This is a genomic window from Paracoccus sp. J56, assembly GCF_019633685.1.
In the GTDB taxonomy this organism is placed as follows: domain Bacteria; phylum Pseudomonadota; class Alphaproteobacteria; order Rhodobacterales; family Rhodobacteraceae; genus Paracoccus; species Paracoccus kondratievae.
Window position 1 is genome coordinate 79,712 of record NZ_JAFL01000001.1, and the last position, 19,709, is coordinate 99,420.

Below are 19,709 nucleotides of genomic sequence, written 5' to 3' on the forward strand. Positions count from 1 at the left end.
TTTGTATCAAGGTCCTGGCGCGAGTTAGGCCAATAATAGCAGTATGGAACAGCAATCGCAACTTGAGCGCCTGGGATTGTTTGACGCACGTGTGCCGCGTTACACGAGCTATCCCACCGCGCCGCATTTCACCGCCGCAATAGGTGAGCCCGTCTTTCGCGAATGGCTGGGCGCGATCCCGGCGGGCGCCTCGATCTCATTGTACATGCATGTGCCCTTCTGCCGGCGGCTATGCTGGTTCTGCGCCTGCCGCACCCAGGGTACGCAATCCGAGGAACCGGTCCGCGCTTATGCCGAGGCCCTTCTGACCGAACTTGAGATGCTGAAGGCCGCTCTTGCACCGGGCGTCCGGTTGTCGCGACTGCATTGGGGCGGCGGCACACCGACCTTGATGCCGGCCGAGATGATGCGCCGCGTTGCGGGTGCCGTACTTGATACCTTCCCGCTGGCTGAAGGCGCGGAATTCTCGGTCGAGATCGACCCCAATGAGATCGATGATGCACGGATGGACGCGCTGGCCGATGCGGGGTTGAACCGTGCCTCGATAGGCGTGCAGGACTTTGACCCCGAAATCCAAAAGATCATCGGCCGCGAGCAAAGCTTTGAAACTACCCGGCGCGCTGTCGACATGATCCGCGACCGCGGCATTGCCAGTCTCAACACCGACATTCTTTACGGCCTGCCCGATCAGACCCCCCATCGCATCTCGGAATCGGTGCAAAAGCTCTTGGCGCTATCGCCCGACCGGGTCGCCCTTTACGGTTATGCCCATGTGCCATGGATGGCCAAGCGCCAGGTAATGCTGCCGTCTGACCGGTTGCCTGACCCCCATGGGCGGCTGAAGCTGTTTGAGACTGCGCGTGCCCTGTTTCTGGCCGACGGCTACGAAGAAATCGGCATCGACCATTTCGCCCGTCCGGGAGACGGGCTTGCGCAGGCACAAAAGACGGGCCTTTTGCGGCGCAATTTCCAGGGCTACACCGACGACCGGGCCGAAGTGCTGATCGGGCTTGGCGCCTCGTCAATCTCGCGTTTCCCACAGGGCTATGCGCAGAACGCACCTGCGACCGGCGCACATCTGGGCCATATCCGCGAAGGCCGCTTTTCGACCGTGCGCGGCCACAGGTTCAGTGCCGAGGACAAATGGCGCGCCCGCATGATCGAGGCGCTGATGTGCGATTTCGAGATCCGCGCCGAAGAATTCACCCGCGACTATGGCTTTGACGCAGAAAGCCTTGATCAGCTATTTGCACCCGTCAGAGCCCATTTCGGTGAGATGGTCGAATGCGACAGCACGGGCCTGCGCATCACCACGCAGGGCCGGCCGCTGACCCGGATGATCGCACGGATGTTTGACGGCTATGACATGGCTGCCTCGGGACATTCGGCCGCGATCTAGTGATGGTGATCGTGGCTACCGTGATCGTCATGGCCATGGTGATGACGGGAGTCACTACAGGGTGCGCCCTCGCGCTCGGTCTCGATAGTGGCATGATCAATGCCGAAATCTTGCCGCAGTAGCGCCTTGACACGCTGAACGGCCAGACCCTGATCGGCGCCATCGCGCATCACCAGATGGGCGGACAGCGCGTTGCGACGCTCATCAATCTGCCACAGATGCAGATGATGGGCGCTGGCAACGCCCTCGACCCCGGTAACCGTACGGATCAGGGCCTGATGGTCGATACCCGGGGGCGCGGCAAGCATCAGCATACGCATGACCGGCCCGATCTCTTGCCCGACATGCCACAGGATGACGGCCGAGATCAGCAGCGTCAGCAGCGGGTCGGCGATCTGCCAGCCAAAGGCCCAGATCAGCAGCCCGCCAAGGATCACCGCCAACGAGACCGCCGCATCTGCAAGGTTGTGCAGGAAAGCCGCGCGGATATTGACGCTTTCGCGCGATGCCCGCCAGACCAGCGCCGCCGTGGCGATATCGACGATCAGGGCAAAGCCCGCCAGTGCCATCACCAGCCCGGCCCCGACCTGAGGGGGTGAGGCCAGCCTGCCCAGCGCCTCGATCGCAAGCCAGACCGAAATGGCAATCAGCGCCACATAATTGACAAAGGCCGCGACGATCTCGGCCCTACCCCACCCATAGCTCATCTCAGGGGTGGCGGGCCGGCGGGCAAGACGCCGCGCGCCAAAGGCCAGCACCAGCGCCAAAGCGTCCGAAAGATTATGCACCCCGTCCGCGATCAGAGCGGTTGAGTCGGCGATATAGCCACCAAGGATCTGCGCCCCGGTCAGCGCAAGGTTGACCACCACCGCGACCAGAATGGTGCCATCCCCCGCCCCGCCCGGCAGATGCGAATGACCGTGCCCGTCATGGATGTGCGAATGGCCCATTACACCCTCTCATTGCCTGGTGCTGCTGACCGGAGACATGCCCGCTTAATGCGCCTCGGCCCAGTTCAGGCCCTGCCCCGCCTCGACGATCAGCGGCACATCCAGCTGAACAGCGGGATCTGCCGCGCCCTGCATCACATCGCGCGCCACCTCGATCAGTTCGGGCACCGCTGTTTCCTCAACCTCAAAGACCAGTTCGTCATGCACCTGCAGCAGCATCCGGGCCGGCAAATGCCTGATTGCATCGGGCATACGGATCATGGCGCGACGGATGATATCGGCGGCCGCACCCTGAATTGGCGCATTGATCGCCGCGCGACGCGCCCCGCCCGCTGCCGGACCGGACTGGTTGATGCCAGGTGTCATGATCCGGCGCCCAAAGAGGGTGCGCACGAAACCGTCCTGCTTGGCCTCGGCCACCACGCGATCCATATAGGCGCGGATTTCGGGAAAGCGCTCAAAATAGGTGTCGATAAAGCTTTGCGCCTCGGCGCGCGGAATGCGCAGGTTGCGCGCCAGACCAAAGCCAGAGATGCCATAGATCACGCCAAAGTTGATCGCCTTGGCGCGGCGGCGGATCATCGGGTCCATCCCCTCGACCGGCACGCCGAACATCTGGCTTGCGGTCATGGCGTGAATGTCGATCCCGTCGCGGAACGCCTGTTTCAACGCCGGGATCCGGGCGACATGGGCAAGGATGCGCAACTCGATCTGGCTGTAGTCAAGGCTGACAAGCCGCATCCCCGGCCCGGCAATAAAGGCTTCGCGGATACGGCGCCCCTCTTCGGTCCTGACCGGGATGTTTTGCAGGTTGGGATCGGTCGAGGCCAGCCGTCCGGTCTGCGCCCCGGCAATCGAATAGCTGGTGTGGACGCGGCCGGTTTCGGGGTTCACGTGCTGAGGCAGCGCATCGGTATAGGTCGACTTCAGTTTGGACAGCGCCCGCCAGTCCAGCACCCGCGCAGGAAGCTCATGCCCCTCGGCGGCAAGATCCTCAAGCACCTCGGCGCTGGTCGAAAACGCCCCGGTCTTGCCCTGCTTGCCGCCTTGCAGGCCCATACGTTCAAACAGGATTTCACCCAGCTGCTTGGGGCTGCCGACGTTGAAAGGGCCGCCGGCGAGGGTATGAATTTCTGCTTCCAGCGCCGCCATCTTCTGCGCAAAGGCGCTGGACATCCTCCGCAGATGTTCAGCGTCGATGCGGATGCCCGTCATCTCCATATCAGCAAGGACGGGCACCATGGGACGTTCCAGCCTCTCATAGGCGGTAGTGACATGGTTAGGGGCAAGTTTCGGACGTAAATGGTCCCAAAGCCGCCATGTCACCTCGGCATCCTCGGCGGCATATTCACTGGCCTTGTCAACCGGCACCTCGGCAAAGCTGATCTGGGTCCGGCCCGTCCCGATCAACTCTTTGATCGGCACGCAGCGATGGCCAAGATACAGCTCGGCCAGTTCATCCATGCCGTGGTTATGCGCCCCGGCATTCTGCGCATAAGACAGCAACATGGTGTCGTCGATGGGCACCATCCGGATGCCGTGGCGGGCCAGAACCTTCCAGTCATATTTGATGTTCTGGCCGATCTTCAGCACCGCCGGGTCCTCAAGCACCGGCTTGAGCAATTCAAGCGCACGCTCGACCGGCATCTGCCCCTCGACCAATGCACCAGAACCCAAAAGGTCGGCCGTGCCCTCGACATGGCCAAGCGGCAGATAGGCGGCCCGCCCCGGTCCGGTGCAGAGCGAAATCCCGACCAGCCCGGCCTGCATCTCATCAAGGCCGGTCGTTTCGGTATCAATGGCGACAATGCCTTTCTCGGCAATCTCGGTCAGCCATTCAGCCAACACCGCCTCATCGCGGATGGTGACGTAAAGGCTGCGGTCGATGGGTGGCAGTTCGGCAACCGGCGCGGCGGGACTGGCGGCAGCAGTGATCGGGGCCGAGGGCTGTTCGCTAACCACAGGAGGCTCAACCTCGAAACGGTCGGCAACCCGCCGGGCAAGGGTGCGCAACTCAAGCCGGGTCAGAAACTCCAGCAGCGGCTCAGGCTCGGGTTCGCGGATCGAGAGGCTTTGAAGCTCCATCTCCAGAGGAGTCTCGCAGTCAAGTTCGACCAGCCGTTTCGAGATGCGGATCTGTTCGGCATTGTCGATCAGCGTCTGGCGACGCTTGGGCTGCTTGATCTCTTCGGCCCGGGCAAGCAGCGTTTCCAGATCGCCGTATTCCTGAATAAGCTGGGCGGCGGTCTTGATGCCAATGCCGGGCGCACCGGGCACGTTATCGACGGAATCGCCTGCAAGCGCCTGCACATCAACCACCCGCTCGGGGCCGACGCCGAATTTCTCGAACACTTCGTCGGGGCCGATGGGCTTGTTCTTGATCGGGTCCATCATTTCGACCCCGCCGCCGACAAGCTGCATCAGGTCCTTGTCCGAACTGATGATGGTCACACGCCCGCCCGCATCCCGCGCCCGACAAGCCAGAGTGGCAATGATATCGTCAGCCTCATACCCCTCGGTCTCGATACAGGCGATGTTGAAGGCTCGGGTCGCCTCACGCGTCAGCGGGAATTGCGGGCGCAGATCTTCGGGCGGCTCGGGGCGGTTGGCCTTGTAGAGAGGATAGATCTCGTTGCGGAACGTGCGCGACGAATGGTCAAAGATCACCGCCGCATGGGTCGGCTGGTCCGAACCCTTGCCGTCCTGCAGATATTTCCACAGCATATTGCAAAAGCCGGCAACCGCGCCCATCGGCAGCCCGTCACTGCGCCGGGTCAGCGGCGGCAGCGCGTGATAGGCGCGAAAGATAAAGGCCGAGCCGTCGATCAGATGCAGGTGGTGGCCTTTGCCGAAAGCCTCATTGTCGGTTGCCTCACCCATCTGCGCATCCTCCTGCCTGTCGTTTCGGCCTTCTTACTGCCACGAAGCGCCCGGCGGGCCAAGAGCAAGCACCGGCCCCCAGCCTGCCCGCAGCGTCCGCCACGCATAGGCCATCAGGCGGCAGGCATGATGCCGCCGCCCTGTCATTTCAGGCTAAAGCCAGGATCAGTGGTCGTCGTGCGCGTGTTCGCGGTCGATGACGAAACGCTTGTCGCAATAGCCGCATTCGACCCAGCCGGTATCCCGCGGGATGGCCAGCCAGACGCGCGGATGACCCAATCCCCGCTTTTCGTCTCCGTCGCAGGCAATCTTCCAGGAGGTGACGGTTTGTATCTCGGGGGCCGGAATGGTCATGGCGGTTCCTTGAGCTCTGACAACAAACAGGTTTAAACCGGTCGCGATATTAATGAACGTGGTGAGCCGATGCCAGCCCCCGCAAGCAATCCCAACGCTATCGAAATCAGCGGTCTGACCAAGACCTATGCCGGGGCGGGCAAACAGCCGGAAAAGCACGCTCTGAAAGGGCTGGATCTGGCGATTCCTGCCGGATCGATCTTTGGCCTTCTGGGGCCAAACGGGGCGGGAAAGTCGACCACGATCAACATCCTTGCCGGTCTGGTGCGCAAAACCTCGGGCAAGGTGACGATCTGGGGCTTTGATCAGGACGTAAACCCGCGCCAGTCCCGCGCCGCCATCGGTGTGATGCCGCAAGAGTTGAACATCGACCCGTTCCTGACCCCGCGTGCCAGCCTTGAGGTGCAGGCGGGCCTGTACGGCGTACCCAGACGTGAACGCTGGACCGATGAGCTGTTAGCGCTTGTGGGGCTGACCGAACAGGCCGAAAGCTATTCTCGCCACCTATCAGGCGGAATGAAGCGTCGCCTGTTGCTTGCCAAGGCGCTGGTCCACCGCCCCCAGATCCTGGTTCTGGACGAGCCGACGGCAGGCGTCGATATCCAGCTGCGTGAAATGTTATGGCGTAACGTCCGGCGGCTAAACGAACAGGGGATGACCATCATCCTGACCACCCACTATCTGGAAGAAGCCGAAGAGATGTGCGACCGCATCGCCATCATCGACCACGGCGAGCTGGTGCTTTGCGAGGATACCTCGGCCCTGCTTGGCCGCGCGGATTCCAAAACGTTGGTTGTCGATACGGGGGATGCCCGTACCCTGCCCCACTTGCCCGAGGCAGCCCGTGCCGAACGGCGCGCAGATGGCCGTCTTGCACTCAGCTATGCGCCCTCACGGGTAACGGCGGACCGGCTGATCGACGCGCTGCGCGCAGCGGGCCTGCCGATCCGCGATGTCACGGTCGAGGCGCCCGATCTTGAGGATGTCTTTGTCCAGCTGACCGCGCGCCCGCGCCCCTAATCGGGCTGAACCATCCGCCCCATCGGGCGACCGCCAAGGATGTGCAGGTGGAAATGCGGAACCTCCTGCACGCCATGGGCACCGGCATTGGTAATGGCACGGAAACCCTGTCCGCTGTCCAGCGACACACCCAGATCGCGCGTCACCCGCGCCACCGCCCGGTGGAAATCCACGATCTCGGCATCCGAGGCATTGGCCGAAAAGTCGTCATAGCTGACATAGGCGCCTTTTGGGATCACCAGCACATGCACCGGCGCCTGCGGACGGATGTCACGAAAGACCAGCGTATGTCCGGTCTCCAGCACGGTGTCGTTCGGGATCTCTCCACGCAGGATGCGGGCAAATATGTTGTTGTCGTCATAGGCGGGCATCCGCTCTCTCCTCAGTCACTGAACAGGTCCGGGGTTCTGGCAAGCATCAGCGCCGTTCTGGCCGGAACTTCAAGGAAGCGCGCAAGCTGCGCGGCATTCTCTTCGGCCGAGCGCCAGGGCGCAATGGCATGGAAAGCAGCGAATTCCATATCACGCAACCGCTCGGCCTCATGCTCAAGATCCGCGCGCACCAGAGGCAGCAGCCGATCGACCACGCCGGGCGCAGTCTCGGCCCCGGCCAGCCCCACGCGGGCGATATGGCCACGCAGGTAGTCGTCGTCAAACTGCGAATCAATCATCAGGACGCGCGTATCCGCCTTGTCCGAGGTCAGGTCCTGAATCAGATAAAGCTCGGACGGGTCCAGACACAGGATCAACCGGTTCGATTCAAAGTGTTGAAACAGCAGCCGGATCAGCGCGCGCCGGTGACGGTGACGCTTTTCGACCGTAGTTTCGACCCCGCCAAGATCAGGCAACCCCGCCTCAAGTTCGTTAAAGGCGAAATCGACTGCCGGGATCTTGGTATGCTGCCGAATCGAGGCCGTCAGCCGTTTCGCGACATGCCATTTCTTGGAAGCCACCAGAAGCAATGTGTTTGAGCGGCCAAGACTGCCCTCGGCCTCCCAGAAACGCTGGCCAAAGCGCCGCCCGACCCGGCCCCGCCCGGTCAGAAAACGAAACAGCCCCGTTGCCTCGTTCGAGATCGGAAAATGCACATCTTTGGCTGTCCAAAGCGCGCCAAGCCGCTCACGCAGGCGGATCGCCTCGGGGCTGATCTTGCGGGCAAACAGGTAGTTCTGCCCCATGAGCAGATCATAGTGGTCGTTGTAAAAGGTGACCGGCATGCCGTAATCGGTAAAGATCAGATAGGTCAGCGTGCGCGCCCGGATCTCTTTTCCCGGCACGACGTGGGGCACGATGGTCTGAAAGAAGGTCTCGTCCGGAATCCATGTGGTGGCGAAAAAGCGCATTACGTCGGGACGGTTGGCGCAGAACTCAAGCACCTTCTCGACGGTCTGACGGCGCAGACACCACCATTGCGAACCGATCATGACCTGAATGTCGGCAGGCACCTTGCGAGTCAGACCAAACCGTTTCTGCAGGTTGTAGCTGGTGTAGAAGAGCCACTTTTGGGTACGTTCGTTGAACCAGTGACGATAGATCAGCCGCTCTTCCTTGAAGCCGGTCTTGATCCAGCCCGATTCGAAAAAGTCGAAACTTTCGATATAGTCGCAGTCTTCTGCATCCAGAAAGGCATGGGCATATTCGGCCGATTTGATCGGCATGCAATCGCCGGAAAGCATGTAAAAATGCGTCGCCTGTGGAAATGCGACAATTGCGGCACGCACGGCCTCAAGCGTGGCGGCCACAAGGGACCATTCGCCCCAGCCGCATTTCCAGCGCCGCTGGACAAAAGTCACCGACGGGTTGCCCCCCAACGCCCCGCGAATTTGCTCGTAATCCCGAGGGTTAGCGCGCGCATCAAAGTGAATTGAGACATAATCACCCGATGCAGCAAGGCGACGCGCCTGCGCGATAACGCCTTTGGGATCCTTGTGGCAAAGGAGAATGAAGGCAATTCGTGCCATCTATTATAAACCTATCCCATCAACATGAAGGAGGAACGCGTTACAGCAGGTTGAATTTTCTCCTGCGATTTGCTTTTTGTCCTTACCGATTTTGGCCGGATGGGCAACCCGGCGGGTCGCTTACTCCGACCAAGAGCAGCTTCGTGAAGGATAATAGTAGAATGGGTTTTCCTGGAACCTGGATGACGGAAAGCGAAAGCATGGTCTATCGGGTGGTGCCGAAATGCGCCTGCTCCTCGATCGGACAGATCATGTTCTATTCCGACCATGGGCGGTACTTCGATGGTGACATCCACGATTCCACCAGCGGACTGCACAAGTGGAACCAGCCTGACAGCCAACCGCTCATCGAGGCGAATGTGCAGGCGCACAAGGCGCTGACGTTCACCTGCGTGCGCAACCCCTACGCACGTATCCTGTCCTCGTTTTTCGACAAGATTGCCGGCATCCAGCGCAATGGCAAACGCTACCGCGGCAACCTCGTGCCGCAGCTGATGCAGCGCTACGGCGTCGATGTCGGCAGCCCCGAAAACGGCTTCGAGTTCGATCAGATCAAGAGCTTCCGCCGGTTTCTGCTGTTTGCGCGCGACACCATTCGCTGGCGCCGCCCGATGGAGCCCGACATCCACTGGTCTGCCATGTCCGGTCATATCGCCACCTTCATCGTGAACGGCGGGCGCTATGATCAGATCTTCTTTACCGAAAAGTTCAACGAAGGCATGCAAAAGGTGCTGGATGCCTCACCGACCCCGGTAAAGCTCGACGTGAACGATGTGCCAAAGTTCAACGAATCAGAGGGGCACGGCCCCAAGCGCGCGCATAAGGTCAGCGATTATTTCGACGACCTGTCGCGCCATCTCGTCTGGGAGGTCTATAAAAAGGACTTCCAGCTCTTCCGTTACGACTTTGACAATCCCGACAACAAGATGCCCAAGGGCGAGGTTGATCTGGACGAGGTACACGCCAAGCTTGGCCGCTAAAGCGGTCCTGGCAGGAGCGGTTTCCCGTCTAAAAACGCAATCTGAAGAGGCGGCGCATCAGCGCCGCTTTTTCATTACTGGCCCGAAAAGCTTTTTCAAAGATTTCCCTTGCGAAATGCAAAAATGGCGCTATTTTCCCGCGTTCATTCGACCGGCGGGGGAACCCCGGACCGCGACCCCCGCTTAGCGACCAGTTTTGGCGACTTGCGGTCAGCGTTCCGGTAGCCTATGCCCGCGCCAGACCCGAACACCGAATCCGGGGCCGCCCTGCCGGGTTGCCCCCCGAACCAGTTGAGGTTGTGACATGGCCGTCCCTCAGAACCGAGTTACCCGCTCCCGCCGCAACATGCGTCGCTCGCATGACGCGCTCGTCGCCGGCAACCCGAATGAATGCCCGAACTGCGGTGAGCTGAAGCGCCCGCATCACGTCTGCCCCTCCTGCGGCCATTATGCCGACCGCGAGGTGGTCGCGCAGGCCAATGAGGTCGATCTGGACGAAGACGCGGCCTAAGCGGACCCACCGCGGATATGGCTTCGGCAGAAACCAGTTCCCTGCCTCGCGTCTCTGGTGACGGGGGCGGCGTGGTGATCTCGGTCGATGCGATGGGCGGCGATCGCGGTCCGGCGACGGTGATCGCTGGCGTCGCTGAAAGCGCCCAGAAGAACCCGCATATCCGCTTTGTCGTCCACGGCCCGAAAGCCGAGCTTGAGCGGCTGATCAGCCGCCGCAGCGGCCTGGCCGGGCGTTGCGACATCCGCGACGCCAGCGGTGTGGTCACCATGGATGACAAGCCCAGTCAGGTGCTTCGCAAAGGCGAAGGCACCTCGATGTGGTCTGCCATCGAATCGGTGCGTCAGGGCGAAGCGACTGCCGCAGTCTCTTGCGGCAATACCGGGGCGCTGATGGCGCTGTCGATGATGCGGCTGCGCAAGCTGCCCGGCGTCAACCGGCCTGCCATCGCCTGCCTCTGGCCGTCGCGAAATCCGCAGGGCTTCAATGTCATGCTGGATGTCGGCGCCGATATCCGGGCCGATGCCCAGGATCTGCTGACTTATGCGCTGATGGGGGCGTCCTACGCCCGTAACGGCTTCGGACTGGAAAGCCCGCGCGTCGGTCTTTTGAACGTCGGCACCGAAGAGCATAAGGGCAGGCCCGAGCTGAAACAGGCCCATGAACTGATCCCCACCATCGCGCAGGCTGCGAACTTTCGCTATGTCGGCTTTGTCGAAGGCGGCGACCTGCCATCGGATCGGGTGGATGTGATCGTGACCGACGGCTTTACCGGCAATGTCGCGCTGAAAACCGGCGAAGGCACGGCAAAGCTGGTCGGCGATTTCCTTAAGGAAGCATTCGGAAAATCGGTGCTGTCCAAATTCGCGGCCCTGCTGGCGATGGGCTCACTCCGCCGGCTGCAAAAGCGCATCGACCCGCGCCGCGTCAACGGCGGCGTCTTTCTGGGACTGAACGGAACCGTGGTGAAATCGCACGGCTCGTCCGATGCGACCGGCGTTTCCGCAGCAATCAAGCTGGCCTTCCGGCTGGCCCAATCCGGTTTTCAGGAACGGCTGGCCGCCCGCGTAGCGCAATCCGTCGCGGCAGCCAGCCAAATCAACGGCAGCAAGGAAAGCGAGGCGTCCTGATGCGGCGTGCGATCGTCCGGGGAACCGGTCACTACCTGCCTGAGCGCGTGGTCGAGAATACTTGGTTCGAGGACAAGCTGGACACCAGCGACGAATGGATCCGCACCCGCACCGGTATCGAGCGGCGCCATTTTGCCGCCGATGACCAGCGCACCAGCGATCTGGGCATCCACGCTGCGCAGGCTGCGCTGGCCAATGCCGGGATCACCGCCGATCAGATAGATGCGGTAATCGTCGCAACCTCGACGCCCGATCTGACTTTTCCTTCGGTTGCGACCATGGTGCAGGCCGGTATTGGGATGCGCAGCGGCTTTGCCTATGATGTACAGGCGGTCTGCGCGGGCTTCATCTATGCGCTCGCCAATGCCGACGCCATGATCCGCGCTGGCCTTGCGGATCGCATCCTGCTGATCGGGGCCGAGACCTTCAGCCGGATCATGGACTGGACCGACCGCTCAACCTGCGTGCTTTTTGGCGACGGTGCCGGGGCGGTGGTGCTTGAGGCCGCCGATGGTGCGGGCGATTCTTCGGATCGCGGCATCCTTGCGACAGATCTGAACAGCGACGGGCAGTATCGCGACCTGCTCTATGTCGATGGCGGCGTCGCCTCAACCGGTACGGCAGGGCATCTGCGCATGCAGGGCAACCTGGTCTTCCGTCACGCTGTTGAGAAACTTGCCGATACCGCACATCGCGCGCTCGACAAGGCAGGCCTTGCGCCGCAAGAGGTTGATTGGCTGGTGCCGCACCAGGCCAACCTGCGCATTATCGAAGCGACCGCCAGGCGGATGCAGCTGCCGATGGAGAAAGTCGTGCTGACGGTGGCCGATCACGGCAATACCTCGGCAGCTTCGATCCCGCTTGCAATGTCGGTAGCCAATTCCGAAGGCCGTTTCCAATCCGGTGATATTCTGGTGGCCGAGGCTATCGGCGGCGGCCTTGCCTGGGGCTCGGTCGTCCTGCGTTGGTAAGCACTATTTCAGCTGCGAATCCTTTGAGCCGCGCCGGTTGATACCTGCGGCCGGCTTCCAGGCTTTATCGCGGCCGGACTGGCAATCAACGCATAGCCGGACGCCAGGAATAGCCTGCCGGCGCGCCTCAGGAATCGGCTCATCGCATTCGTCGCAGAACCCGGCGCTTTCACGGGCAACGCGCTGCGCATTACGCAGCCGCATGCGCTCGATCGCCTCTTGCGTCGAGACCTCGATCTGCTCGTTCACCGCATCATCATGCGCCCAGCCACCCGCCATGAGATTTGCTCCATCCAATCCCTTTCCTTTTCAAGATAGGGTTGAATCTCTGTGCTTCCAAGCTGCCCAGCAGGATGTCTACTACGCATTGTGGTGGTAAGGCGCGAATAATGCGAAACAAAATCAAGGAATGATGGAACGGAATCCGGTCGCAGTTGTTGACTCGACGCTTTAAAGAAATCATCCTTCACAGCATTCAAGAGGTTTCCGAGATGAGCGACTCCACCTTGACCCGCATGGATCTGGCAGAAGCCGTGTTCCGTGAGGTGGGACTGTCCCGCCACGAATCGGCTCAGCTTGTCGAGAGCGTGCTTGGCCATATCTCGGACGCGCTGGTGCGCGGCGAGCAGGTCAAGATCTCGTCCTTTGGCACCTTCTCAGTCCGCGACAAGAATGAACGCGTCGGCCGCAACCCCAAGACCGGCGAAGAAGTGCCGATCACGCCACGCCGGGTTCTGTCCTTCCGTCCGTCGCATCTGATGAAGGATCGTGTTGCAGCCGGGAACAGGCGCAAGGGCTGATGAGCAAATCCCCCGACGCCTTCAGATCCATCGGAGAGGTCTCGCGCCTCGTTGGCGTCGCGCCGCATGTCCTGCGATATTGGGAAACGCAATTTTCACAATTGGCTCCGGTAAAGCGTGCGGATGGGCGTCGCTATTACCGGCCTGATGACGTCCGCCTCGTCGCCGGCCTCTATCAGGTCATGCGCGAGGAAGGCCTCAGCATCCGCGGCGCCAAGCGTCTTATCGCCGCCGACCGTGGTGCAGGTTTGCGCGAAATCGGCGCTGCAAGGCTGGGCGAAACCAGGGAAGATGCTGCAACAGCTCAACCAGCCGCCCCGGCAGTGCGCCTTGCCGTGCCCGAACCAGCGCCTGCTGCACTGCAACCACCAGCGCGACCGGTCAGAATCTCACGCGTCACATCACGCGAACCCGAATCATTGCCATTGTTTGCCGGGCTGGAACCTGCGGCAGCGCCCGCCCAGCCTTCTGTTCCCTCGCCAACGCCTGATTGGCTCTCGCGGTTGGCCGCAACTGCGCTCACGCTTCGTCAGCACGAATGGCAGGATCGCACTCTTCCAGCCACGGCAAAAGCCCTGCACGACGCCCTGCAGAATCTTTGTCAGCGCGCATGATTGCCTGCAGCCGCGCGCCGCATGGGATCTTATCCCCAGCAATCGAAAATCTTGGTGAAAATTCCACCCTTGGCCTCTTGTGCTGGGCGCCCGCTTCGCTCTATATGCCCCTCGTCGGGCCGTGGCGCAGCCTGGTTAGCGCGTCCGTCTGGGGGGCGGAAGGCCGCGAGTTCGAATCTCGCCGGCCCGACCATTCCGAAAACGCCCATCCCCACCCGGGGATGGGCGTTTCCTTTTGCCAAAGGGGTTTTGCGTGAACGGAGTCCTTCCCGATACCGCCCTGCGCCAGCTGATCGAAAGCGGGGCGATCTCGGCTGACCAGCCGATCCTGCCCGAACAGATTCAGCCCGCAAGCCTTGATCTGCGCCTGGGCAGCACCGCATGGCGGCTGCGCGCTTCATTCCTTGCTGGACGCGGACGCAAGGTCAGCGACCGGCTCGCGGATTTCGAAATGCACCGCATGGACCTGACCGGCGGTGCAGTGCTTGAAAAAGGCTGCGTCTATCTGGTCCCGCTGATGGAGCGGCTGTCCCTGCCCCAAGGTCTCGATGCCGTCGCCAATGCGAAAAGCTCAACCGGGCGGCTCGATCTGCTGACGCGGCTCGTCACTGACGAAGGCACCGAATTTGATCGCCTTGCCGAAGGCTATGACGGCCCCCTTTACGCCGAAATCTGCCCGCGCAGCTTCTCGGTACTGGTTCGGCCGGGCATGCGCCTGAACCAGCTGCGATTGCGACAGGGCCAGGCGGTTCTTTCCGATACCGAATTGCATCACCTGCACAGGCAGGAGCCGCTGGTAACGGGTGAGGCACTGATCGACGACGGTCTCGGCTTCTCGGTAGATCTGCGGCCCACCCAAGGCGATCTCGTCGGATATCGCGCCCGCCCCCACAGCGGTGTCATCGACCTTGACCGCATCGGTGCCTATCAAGCACGCGATTTCTGGGATGAATTGCACACCACAGACGGCCAGCTGATCCTCGACCCCGGTGCCTTCTACATCCTCGTCAGCCGTGAGGCAGTGGCGATCCCGCCCGATTATGCCGCCGAAATGGCCCCTTATCTGGCCATGGTGGGTGAATTCCGGGTTCATTATGCAGGGTTCTTCGACCCCGGCTTCGGCCACGGCGCTGCTGGCAAAGGCGCGCGCGGCGTGCTCGAGGTACGCTGCCACGAAGCACCCTTTGCGCTCGAGCACGGTCAGGTCGTCGGCCGCCTGGTCTATGAACGCATGGCAGCGCGCCCCGAACGCCTTTACGGCACCGGAATCGCATCGAACTACCAAGGCCAGGGCCTTAAGCTGGCCAAGCAGTTCGCTTGACTTCCCCGACGCCCGAATGCGCCTCTGCTTCTTTCGTGCCCCAATATCCCGGTGGAGTCGCGCGGCTGACAGGTGACAAGAGGTTTGAGACTCTGCGATTTACCGAGCGTGTAAAATCAATGGGTTGCAAGGGTGAGTGTCAAAAAGTTTGAGCCTTTCGGCACGCAAGTCGCCTTTTTCGTGGAATCGTGTATATTCTGGCGACGAAAAATCAATAGGTTAGCTGAAAAGGTGCGCACGGTTTTACGCAGATCTATCGTTAAGCGGAAACTCAACGGTTAACGATAGATCTGCTTTATCGTGGATGATCGCACGGTGGCAAAGACCGATGGCAGCGCCACCCGCTCGCCCGCCGGGGTGGTCGAGGACGTGGATTCCTCGGGTGTATGGGTTCGCCTGGACGAAGCCTTGACGCGGGCGCTGGCATGAGCCGTCCTATCGAATTCGCCGTTGACCTGACGCTGACCGCCGAAGGCCAGGCCCCGGAATGAGTTCATCTCTTGCCGCTTGGCCACTTCGCCGCACGCGACGGGCGGGTGTTCGACAACTCGGACCCCGCCACGCTGTCCCGCCGCATCCCCCCGCGAAGCCATGGCTTGCCGCCCATTCCCATGCGCAGGGTCTGTCCATTGCCCGGATCGCCCACAAGCTGCGCATTTCCGATGTCTCGGTCCGCACCTATCTGCGCCGAGAACCGCGAACGACTGCGCGCCGACGCCGAACGCCGAAGATCACGCCTCCCTGCCCGCAATCCTCTGCAATCGGTTATTCCCAGCTGATGCCACGAAAAACAGGCTCAGATCTTTTGACACCGGTTTTGACACATGACAGCGGCGGGGGCAGAGCCCCAGCTACCGCATCCGCCGCAGGATCCGCGTTACCTGTTGAAAGCGCTTCGTTGTCTCACGCGCAGCCTTGTCACGGCGACGCTGCTCAGCGGTACGCTTTTCACCTGGTTTCGGCGCATTCATCCGCCGGACGCCCCAGTTCAGTAAACGGTTGCCAAACATGCGCGTCAGCATATTGATAAGTTGGTTCCAATTCATAAAGTTACCCTAAACATCTCACTCATCCTCGAATAAATCTTCGGCCAGAACCTCGGCATCATCCTCAGGCTCGGTGTCGAAAAGTCCCGGCGCCCCGGCCTCGCCGGGCGGGCGCGAATCCAGCAAACCTGCGGCGCGCAGCTCAGCCAGCCCCGGCAGGTCACGGGCGCTTTCCAATCCGAAATGGTCCAGAAAGCTTTCGGTCACAACAAAAGTCACCGGCCTGCCCGGAGTCTGACGACGGCGGCCGATGCGAACCCAGCCAAGTTCAATCAACTGGTCCAGAGTGCCCCGACTGACTGCGACGCCGCGAATCTCTTCGATCTCGGCCCGGGTGACGGGCTGGTGATAGGCGATGATGGCAAGGGTTTCGGTCGCAGCACGGGACAGACGACGACTTTCAACCACATTGTCCTGCATCAGAAAGCCCAGATCGGCGGCGGTGCGAAACGCCCAGGAATCGCCGACGCGCGCCAACTGCACCCCCCGCCCTTCATAGCGCGTTCGAAGTGCCTGCAGGGCCTCGCCTGCGTCACAGCCCGCGGGCAGGCGCGTCGAAATCTCGCGCTGGCTCATCGGCTCGGCCGAGGCAAAAAGGATCGCTTCGACCATACGCTCCTGCTCGGCAAGTGGAGGTGGCGGAAAACGCTTCTGATCTGGGTCTTGATCGTCCTGACTCATTGGGGACGCCTGCGGATAGTGATTGGGGCAAAAGTGTCGGACTGGCTGATCTCCAGCGCGCCCTGGCGGGCAAGCTCCAGCGTCGCGGCAAATGTTGCGGCGGTGGCCGAGCGGCGGCGCTGTGGATCGGCGTCCCACCCTGCTGGCAAAAAGGCAGCAAGCTCTGTCCAGTCACCGGCAAAGCCAATCAGCCCACGCACACGGTCAAGAGCCTGTTCCATCGTCAGAACATCGCGGCGGTCAAACGCATAGGGGCGGAACTCGTCACGGGTGCGCAGCCGTGCATAGGCGCGCATCAGGTCAATCAGCCCGGCCTGCCAGGTGACCCGTCGCTTTTGCACCACGGTCTCGGGGGCTCCGCGCGGGAAACGGTCCTGACCCAGCCGATCGCGGGTCATCAGCCGCGCCGCTGCCTCGCGCATCGCATTCAGCCGCTCAAGCTGAAAGGCCAGATGCGCGGCCATTTCCTCAGCGCTCGGACCCTCGGCCTCGGGATCAGGGGGTAGCAGAAGGCGAGATTTCAGATAGGCAAGCCATGCGGCCATGACCAGATAATCAGCCGCCAGTTCTATACGCAGCGCCCGGGCCCGATCGACAAAGGACAGATATTGGTTGGCCAGCTCCAGAACCGAGATCTGCATCAGATCGACCTTTTGCGTCCGTGACAGGGTCAGCAAAAGATCAAGCGGCCCTTCAAAGCCCGAGACATCAACGACCAGCACCTCTTCGGCACGGCGCTCGGCCACGGCCTGCGGCTCAAGCCCCGGCAGATGTGGTGCCGGCCCGGGATCAGGGTCGGGCACAGGGGTCAGATAGGGCACCTTGGTCATGACGCTTCCGGGTAAGGAACCCGTGCAGAATCCGTCATGGGCCTGCCTTAGTCAACCAATCAGGCCGCAAGCCCGCCAAGCGCGGTCAGTTCCGCGCGAAGCGCAGCGATATCCTGATCGGCAGGTGCGTGCCGCAAGGCCAGCGCAACCTCGCCGCATTCAATGGCACGATGGGACATCGCCCCGGCAGCCGCGACGATCTGCTCCATCTGCTCAAGCGTCTCGTTGCAGGACAGGACCAGATCGCAACCGGCGGCCATAGCCGCAGCGGCACGCCCGGCCAGCGTGCCCGACAGCGCCTGCATCCCGATATCATCAGACATGAGCAGACCGGCAAAGCCGATCTCGCGCCGGATCACCTCGATCACCGGTGCAGAGGCAGTGGCGGGCGCATCGTCGATGGTTGTAAACCGGATATGCGCGGTCATTGCCATCGGCAGGTCGGCAAGGGCGCGGAAGGGCGCAAAATCAGTCTGGCGCAGCTCGTCCAGAGGCGCCTCGACCACCGGCAGGTCCTTGTGGCTATCGACCCGAGCCCGACCGTGACCCGGCATATGTTTGACGACCGGCAACACCCCGGCGGCCAGCATGGCCGAGGCAGCCGTCCGGCCCAGCCGGATCACCGTATCGGCATCCGTACCAAGACAGCGGTTTTTAAGGAAAGGATGTGTATCCTCGCGCGCAATGTCCAGGACCGGGGCGCAATCGGCATCAATACCGACGGCACGCAGCTCCTGTGCCAGCAGATAATGATGCAGCCAGATCGCGCGTTCTCCCCGACCTGCCTGATCCAGGGGCGCGGGCCATTCGGTCCAGTGCGGGGCCCGCAGACGCTGGACGCGGCCGCCCTCTTGATCAATCAGGACCGGGGCATCACGCCCCACGGCCTCGCGCAGATCTGCCGTCAGCCGGCGCAAGCGGTCCGGCGTATCGACATTGCGCGCAAACAGAATAAAGCCCCAAGGGTTCGCTGCGCGGAAAAAATCGCGCTCGGCCCGGCTCAGGTCCGGGCCGGCGATACCGCCAAGGATGGTGGCTCCCGGCATCTGCTTACTTCGCCGAGGCAGGGATACAGTCCACGCCCTCGGCAATCAGAGCGGCGCAGAAACGCCGTGCCTCGTCTCGCGAGGCAAAGCCCGCGGCGCGCAGACGCCAGAAGGTGCGGCCATTGGCCTTATGCTCCTGCACGACCATGCCCTTGCCGGCAAAGAGTGCCGAGAGCTTGCCCGAGACGCGGTTCCATTCGCCACGCGCCAGCGCATCACTGTCAAAAGCGCCGATCTGCACAAGCGGCGCACCCGAGGCAACCTTGACCGGGGCTGCAGCAGGGGTCTGCGGCTGCTCGGCCGGACGGCTTTCCACAGCAGCGGCAGCCGGGGCGGCGTCGCTGGCGACAACCGGGGCCGCCGCAGCCACGCGGCGCGGACGCGGCGCAGGCCGGGCAGATTGCGCGATGGCACCGGCGGACGGCGCAGCAGAGGCCTCGGCCAATGCAGTAGTAATGGCGATATCGCGCGGTTCATTCCCGGCCAGATCGGTCACAGCCTCATTCACCGGCGCGTCGGCAGCCGGAGCGTCCGAGATAACCGCATTGGCGACAGCGTTGGCCGCAGCCTCTTCGGCAACTTCGCCGTCGGGACGCGCAATAACGCGGCTCGGCTCATCAACGAGCGGCAAATCAAGAGGATGCGAGGGCTCTTGCGCGGTCGCGCCCAGTTCGCCCATCGGCACGTCCTGACCGCCAAGCGGGGTCGAGGACGGCGCGATCGCCACCTGGTCCACCTGTCCCGGCTCGGTCCCGGCTGCAACCGTGTTGACGGCCAGCCCGATGCGGTCAGTCAGCTCGCCACCCGGATTATCGGGCGCGGTACGGGCCTCGCCTTCGATGGCGCGGATCACCGGCACGCCGGACACATCGCGCACCACCAGCTTATACCCCCAGACCACCAGCATCACGATCAGCCCGACCGAGACGAGGGCGCCCAGATAATGGGTCAGCCGTGAAATGCGTCCAACAAGTGTCGGAGCTTCGACCAGCGAATCGGCCTCGGTCTGGTAACGATGATCATCCCAGCCCTCATCCTGCCAGTCGTCCTGATAACCCTGATGCCCGTCGGCATAGGTATGGTCATGCGACAGCCCGCGAGGCTGCGCCCCTTCAAACCCGCCCGAGGAGCGGAAATCTACCACCGTCATTCCTGCCTGCCTGCCGGTTTTTCCGACGCTGCTCGTTTATCTTTACGTCCCCGGCCGGGCGCCTGT

At 62.2% G+C, this 19,709-nt stretch carries 20 protein-coding genes and 1 tRNA gene; 10 read left to right on the forward strand and 11 right to left on the reverse strand.

Features of this window, described 5'->3' with window-relative positions; all coding sequences use genetic code 11:
• The first annotated feature begins 43 nt into the window (after positions 1–43).
• Positions 44–1,399, forward strand: a complete 1,356-nt coding sequence (gene hemN / locus M511_RS00370) for an oxygen-independent coproporphyrinogen III oxidase (protein ID WP_085501077.1) — start codon at positions 44–46, stop codon at positions 1,397–1,399.
• Here hemN and M511_RS00375 read toward each other — a convergent pair.
• The 3 genes from M511_RS00375 to M511_RS00385 all read right to left on the reverse strand — a co-directional run bounded on the left by M511_RS00375 (position 1,396) and on the right by M511_RS00385 (position 5,583).
• Positions 1,396–2,349, reverse strand: coding sequence for a cation diffusion facilitator family transporter (locus tag M511_RS00375; RefSeq protein WP_010392394.1), 954 nt, complete (start codon positions 2,347–2,349; stop codon positions 1,396–1,398). The genes hemN and M511_RS00375 overlap by 4 nt on opposite strands.
• 45 nt (positions 2,350–2,394) lie before the next feature.
• Positions 2,395–5,229: a DNA polymerase I gene (gene polA / locus M511_RS00380; protein ID WP_085501078.1), complete on the reverse strand. Its 2,835-nt coding sequence runs from the start codon at positions 5,227–5,229 to the stop codon at positions 2,395–2,397.
• 165 nt (positions 5,230–5,394) lie between these two features.
• A complete protein-coding gene (locus M511_RS00385) occupies positions 5,395–5,583 on the reverse strand; it encodes a zinc-finger domain-containing protein (protein ID WP_010392399.1) in 189 nt (62 codons plus the stop codon).
• Between the two features lie 69 nt (positions 5,584–5,652).
• Here M511_RS00385 and M511_RS00390 point away from each other — a divergent pair, with 69 nt between their 5' ends.
• On the forward strand, positions 5,653–6,603 hold the full coding sequence (locus M511_RS00390; RefSeq protein ID WP_010392400.1) for an ABC transporter ATP-binding protein: 951 nt from the start codon (positions 5,653–5,655) through the stop codon (positions 6,601–6,603).
• Here M511_RS00390 and M511_RS00395 read toward each other — a convergent pair.
• Together M511_RS00395 and M511_RS00400 are read right to left on the reverse strand one after the other, a co-directional pair.
• The gene (locus M511_RS00395; protein ID WP_010392402.1) at positions 6,600–6,974 is read right to left on the reverse strand and encodes a histidine triad nucleotide-binding protein; all 375 of its coding nucleotides are present in this window, start codon (positions 6,972–6,974) and stop codon (positions 6,600–6,602) included. The two genes, M511_RS00390 and M511_RS00395, sit on opposite strands and share 4 nt — an antisense overlap.
• An 11-nt stretch (positions 6,975–6,985) precedes the next feature.
• On the reverse strand, positions 6,986–8,563 hold the full coding sequence (locus M511_RS00400) for a DUF5928 domain-containing protein (protein WP_085501079.1): 1,578 nt from the start codon (positions 8,561–8,563) through the stop codon (positions 6,986–6,988).
• A 161-nt stretch (positions 8,564–8,724) separates the two neighbouring features.
• On the opposite strand from M511_RS00400, the gene M511_RS00405 reads away from it, so the two are divergent.
• The 4 genes from M511_RS00405 (at position 8,725) to M511_RS00420 (ending at position 12,155) form a co-directional block, all read left to right on the forward strand.
• Positions 8,725–9,543: a sulfotransferase family protein gene (locus M511_RS00405; RefSeq protein ID WP_010392405.1), complete on the forward strand. Its 819-nt coding sequence runs from the start codon at positions 8,725–8,727 to the stop codon at positions 9,541–9,543.
• 304 nt (positions 9,544–9,847) lie between these two features.
• Positions 9,848–10,054, forward strand: a complete 207-nt coding sequence (gene rpmF, locus M511_RS00410; RefSeq protein WP_010392407.1) for a 50S ribosomal protein L32 — start codon at positions 9,848–9,850, stop codon at positions 10,052–10,054.
• Between the two features lie 17 nt (positions 10,055–10,071).
• Positions 10,072–11,184 carry a phosphate acyltransferase PlsX gene (gene plsX, locus M511_RS00415; protein WP_010392409.1) on the forward strand — a complete coding sequence of 371 codons (1,113 nt, stop codon included), beginning with the start codon at positions 10,072–10,074 and terminating at the stop codon, positions 11,182–11,184.
• Entirely contained in the window at positions 11,184–12,155 is a 972-nt protein-coding gene (locus tag M511_RS00420) for a beta-ketoacyl-ACP synthase III (RefSeq protein WP_010392410.1), read from the forward strand. Before plsX ends, M511_RS00420 begins: the two co-directional genes overlap by 1 nt.
• Before the next feature lie 3 nt (positions 12,156–12,158).
• On the opposite strand, the gene M511_RS00425 is transcribed toward M511_RS00420, so the two are convergent.
• The gene (locus M511_RS00425) at positions 12,159–12,434 is read right to left on the reverse strand and encodes a DksA/TraR family C4-type zinc finger protein (RefSeq protein WP_010392412.1); all 276 of its coding nucleotides are present in this window, start codon (positions 12,432–12,434) and stop codon (positions 12,159–12,161) included.
• 212 nt (positions 12,435–12,646) lie between these two features.
• Here M511_RS00425 and ihfA point away from each other — a divergent pair, with 212 nt between their 5' ends.
• The 4 genes from ihfA to M511_RS00445 all read left to right on the forward strand — a co-directional run bounded on the left by ihfA (position 12,647) and on the right by M511_RS00445 (position 14,890).
• Complete coding sequence (gene ihfA / locus M511_RS00430) at positions 12,647–12,955, forward strand: integration host factor subunit alpha (protein WP_010392413.1); 309 nt, start codon at positions 12,647–12,649, stop codon at positions 12,953–12,955.
• Positions 12,955–13,569: a MerR family transcriptional regulator gene (locus tag M511_RS00435; protein ID WP_085501080.1), complete on the forward strand. Its 615-nt coding sequence runs from the start codon at positions 12,955–12,957 to the stop codon at positions 13,567–13,569. Before ihfA ends, M511_RS00435 begins: the two co-directional genes overlap by 1 nt.
• Before the next feature lie 115 nt (positions 13,570–13,684).
• Positions 13,685–13,762, forward strand: a tRNA-Pro gene (locus M511_RS00440).
• A 60-nt stretch (positions 13,763–13,822) separates the two neighbouring features.
• On the forward strand, positions 13,823–14,890 hold the full coding sequence (locus tag M511_RS00445; RefSeq protein ID WP_010392417.1) for a 2'-deoxycytidine 5'-triphosphate deaminase: 1,068 nt from the start codon (positions 13,823–13,825) through the stop codon (positions 14,888–14,890).
• A gap of 278 nt (positions 14,891–15,168) precedes the next feature.
• Here the strand turns inward: M511_RS00445 and M511_RS00450 are convergent, their stop codons facing one another.
• From M511_RS00450 to M511_RS00470, 5 genes are all read right to left on the reverse strand, one after another.
• Positions 15,169–15,387, reverse strand: coding sequence for a hypothetical protein (locus M511_RS00450; protein WP_221397284.1), 219 nt, complete (start codon positions 15,385–15,387; stop codon positions 15,169–15,171).
• A gap of 567 nt (positions 15,388–15,954) precedes the next feature.
• Complete coding sequence (gene scpB / locus M511_RS00455) at positions 15,955–16,617, reverse strand: SMC-Scp complex subunit ScpB (RefSeq protein ID WP_085501081.1); 663 nt, start codon at positions 16,615–16,617, stop codon at positions 15,955–15,957.
• Positions 16,614–17,447 (reverse strand): segregation and condensation protein A, encoded by an 834-nt coding sequence (locus M511_RS00460; protein WP_085501082.1) that lies wholly within the window; start codon positions 17,445–17,447, stop codon positions 16,614–16,616. The genes scpB and M511_RS00460 overlap by 4 nt, the downstream gene beginning before the upstream one ends.
• Positions 17,448–17,506: 59 nt before the next feature.
• A complete protein-coding gene (gene nagZ, locus M511_RS00465; protein ID WP_085501083.1) occupies positions 17,507–18,493 on the reverse strand; it encodes a beta-N-acetylhexosaminidase in 987 nt (328 codons plus the stop codon).
• Between the two features lie 4 nt (positions 18,494–18,497).
• A complete protein-coding gene (locus M511_RS00470) occupies positions 18,498–19,643 on the reverse strand; it encodes an SPOR domain-containing protein (RefSeq protein WP_085501084.1) in 1,146 nt (381 codons plus the stop codon).
• Positions 19,644–19,709 lie beyond the last annotated feature (66 nt).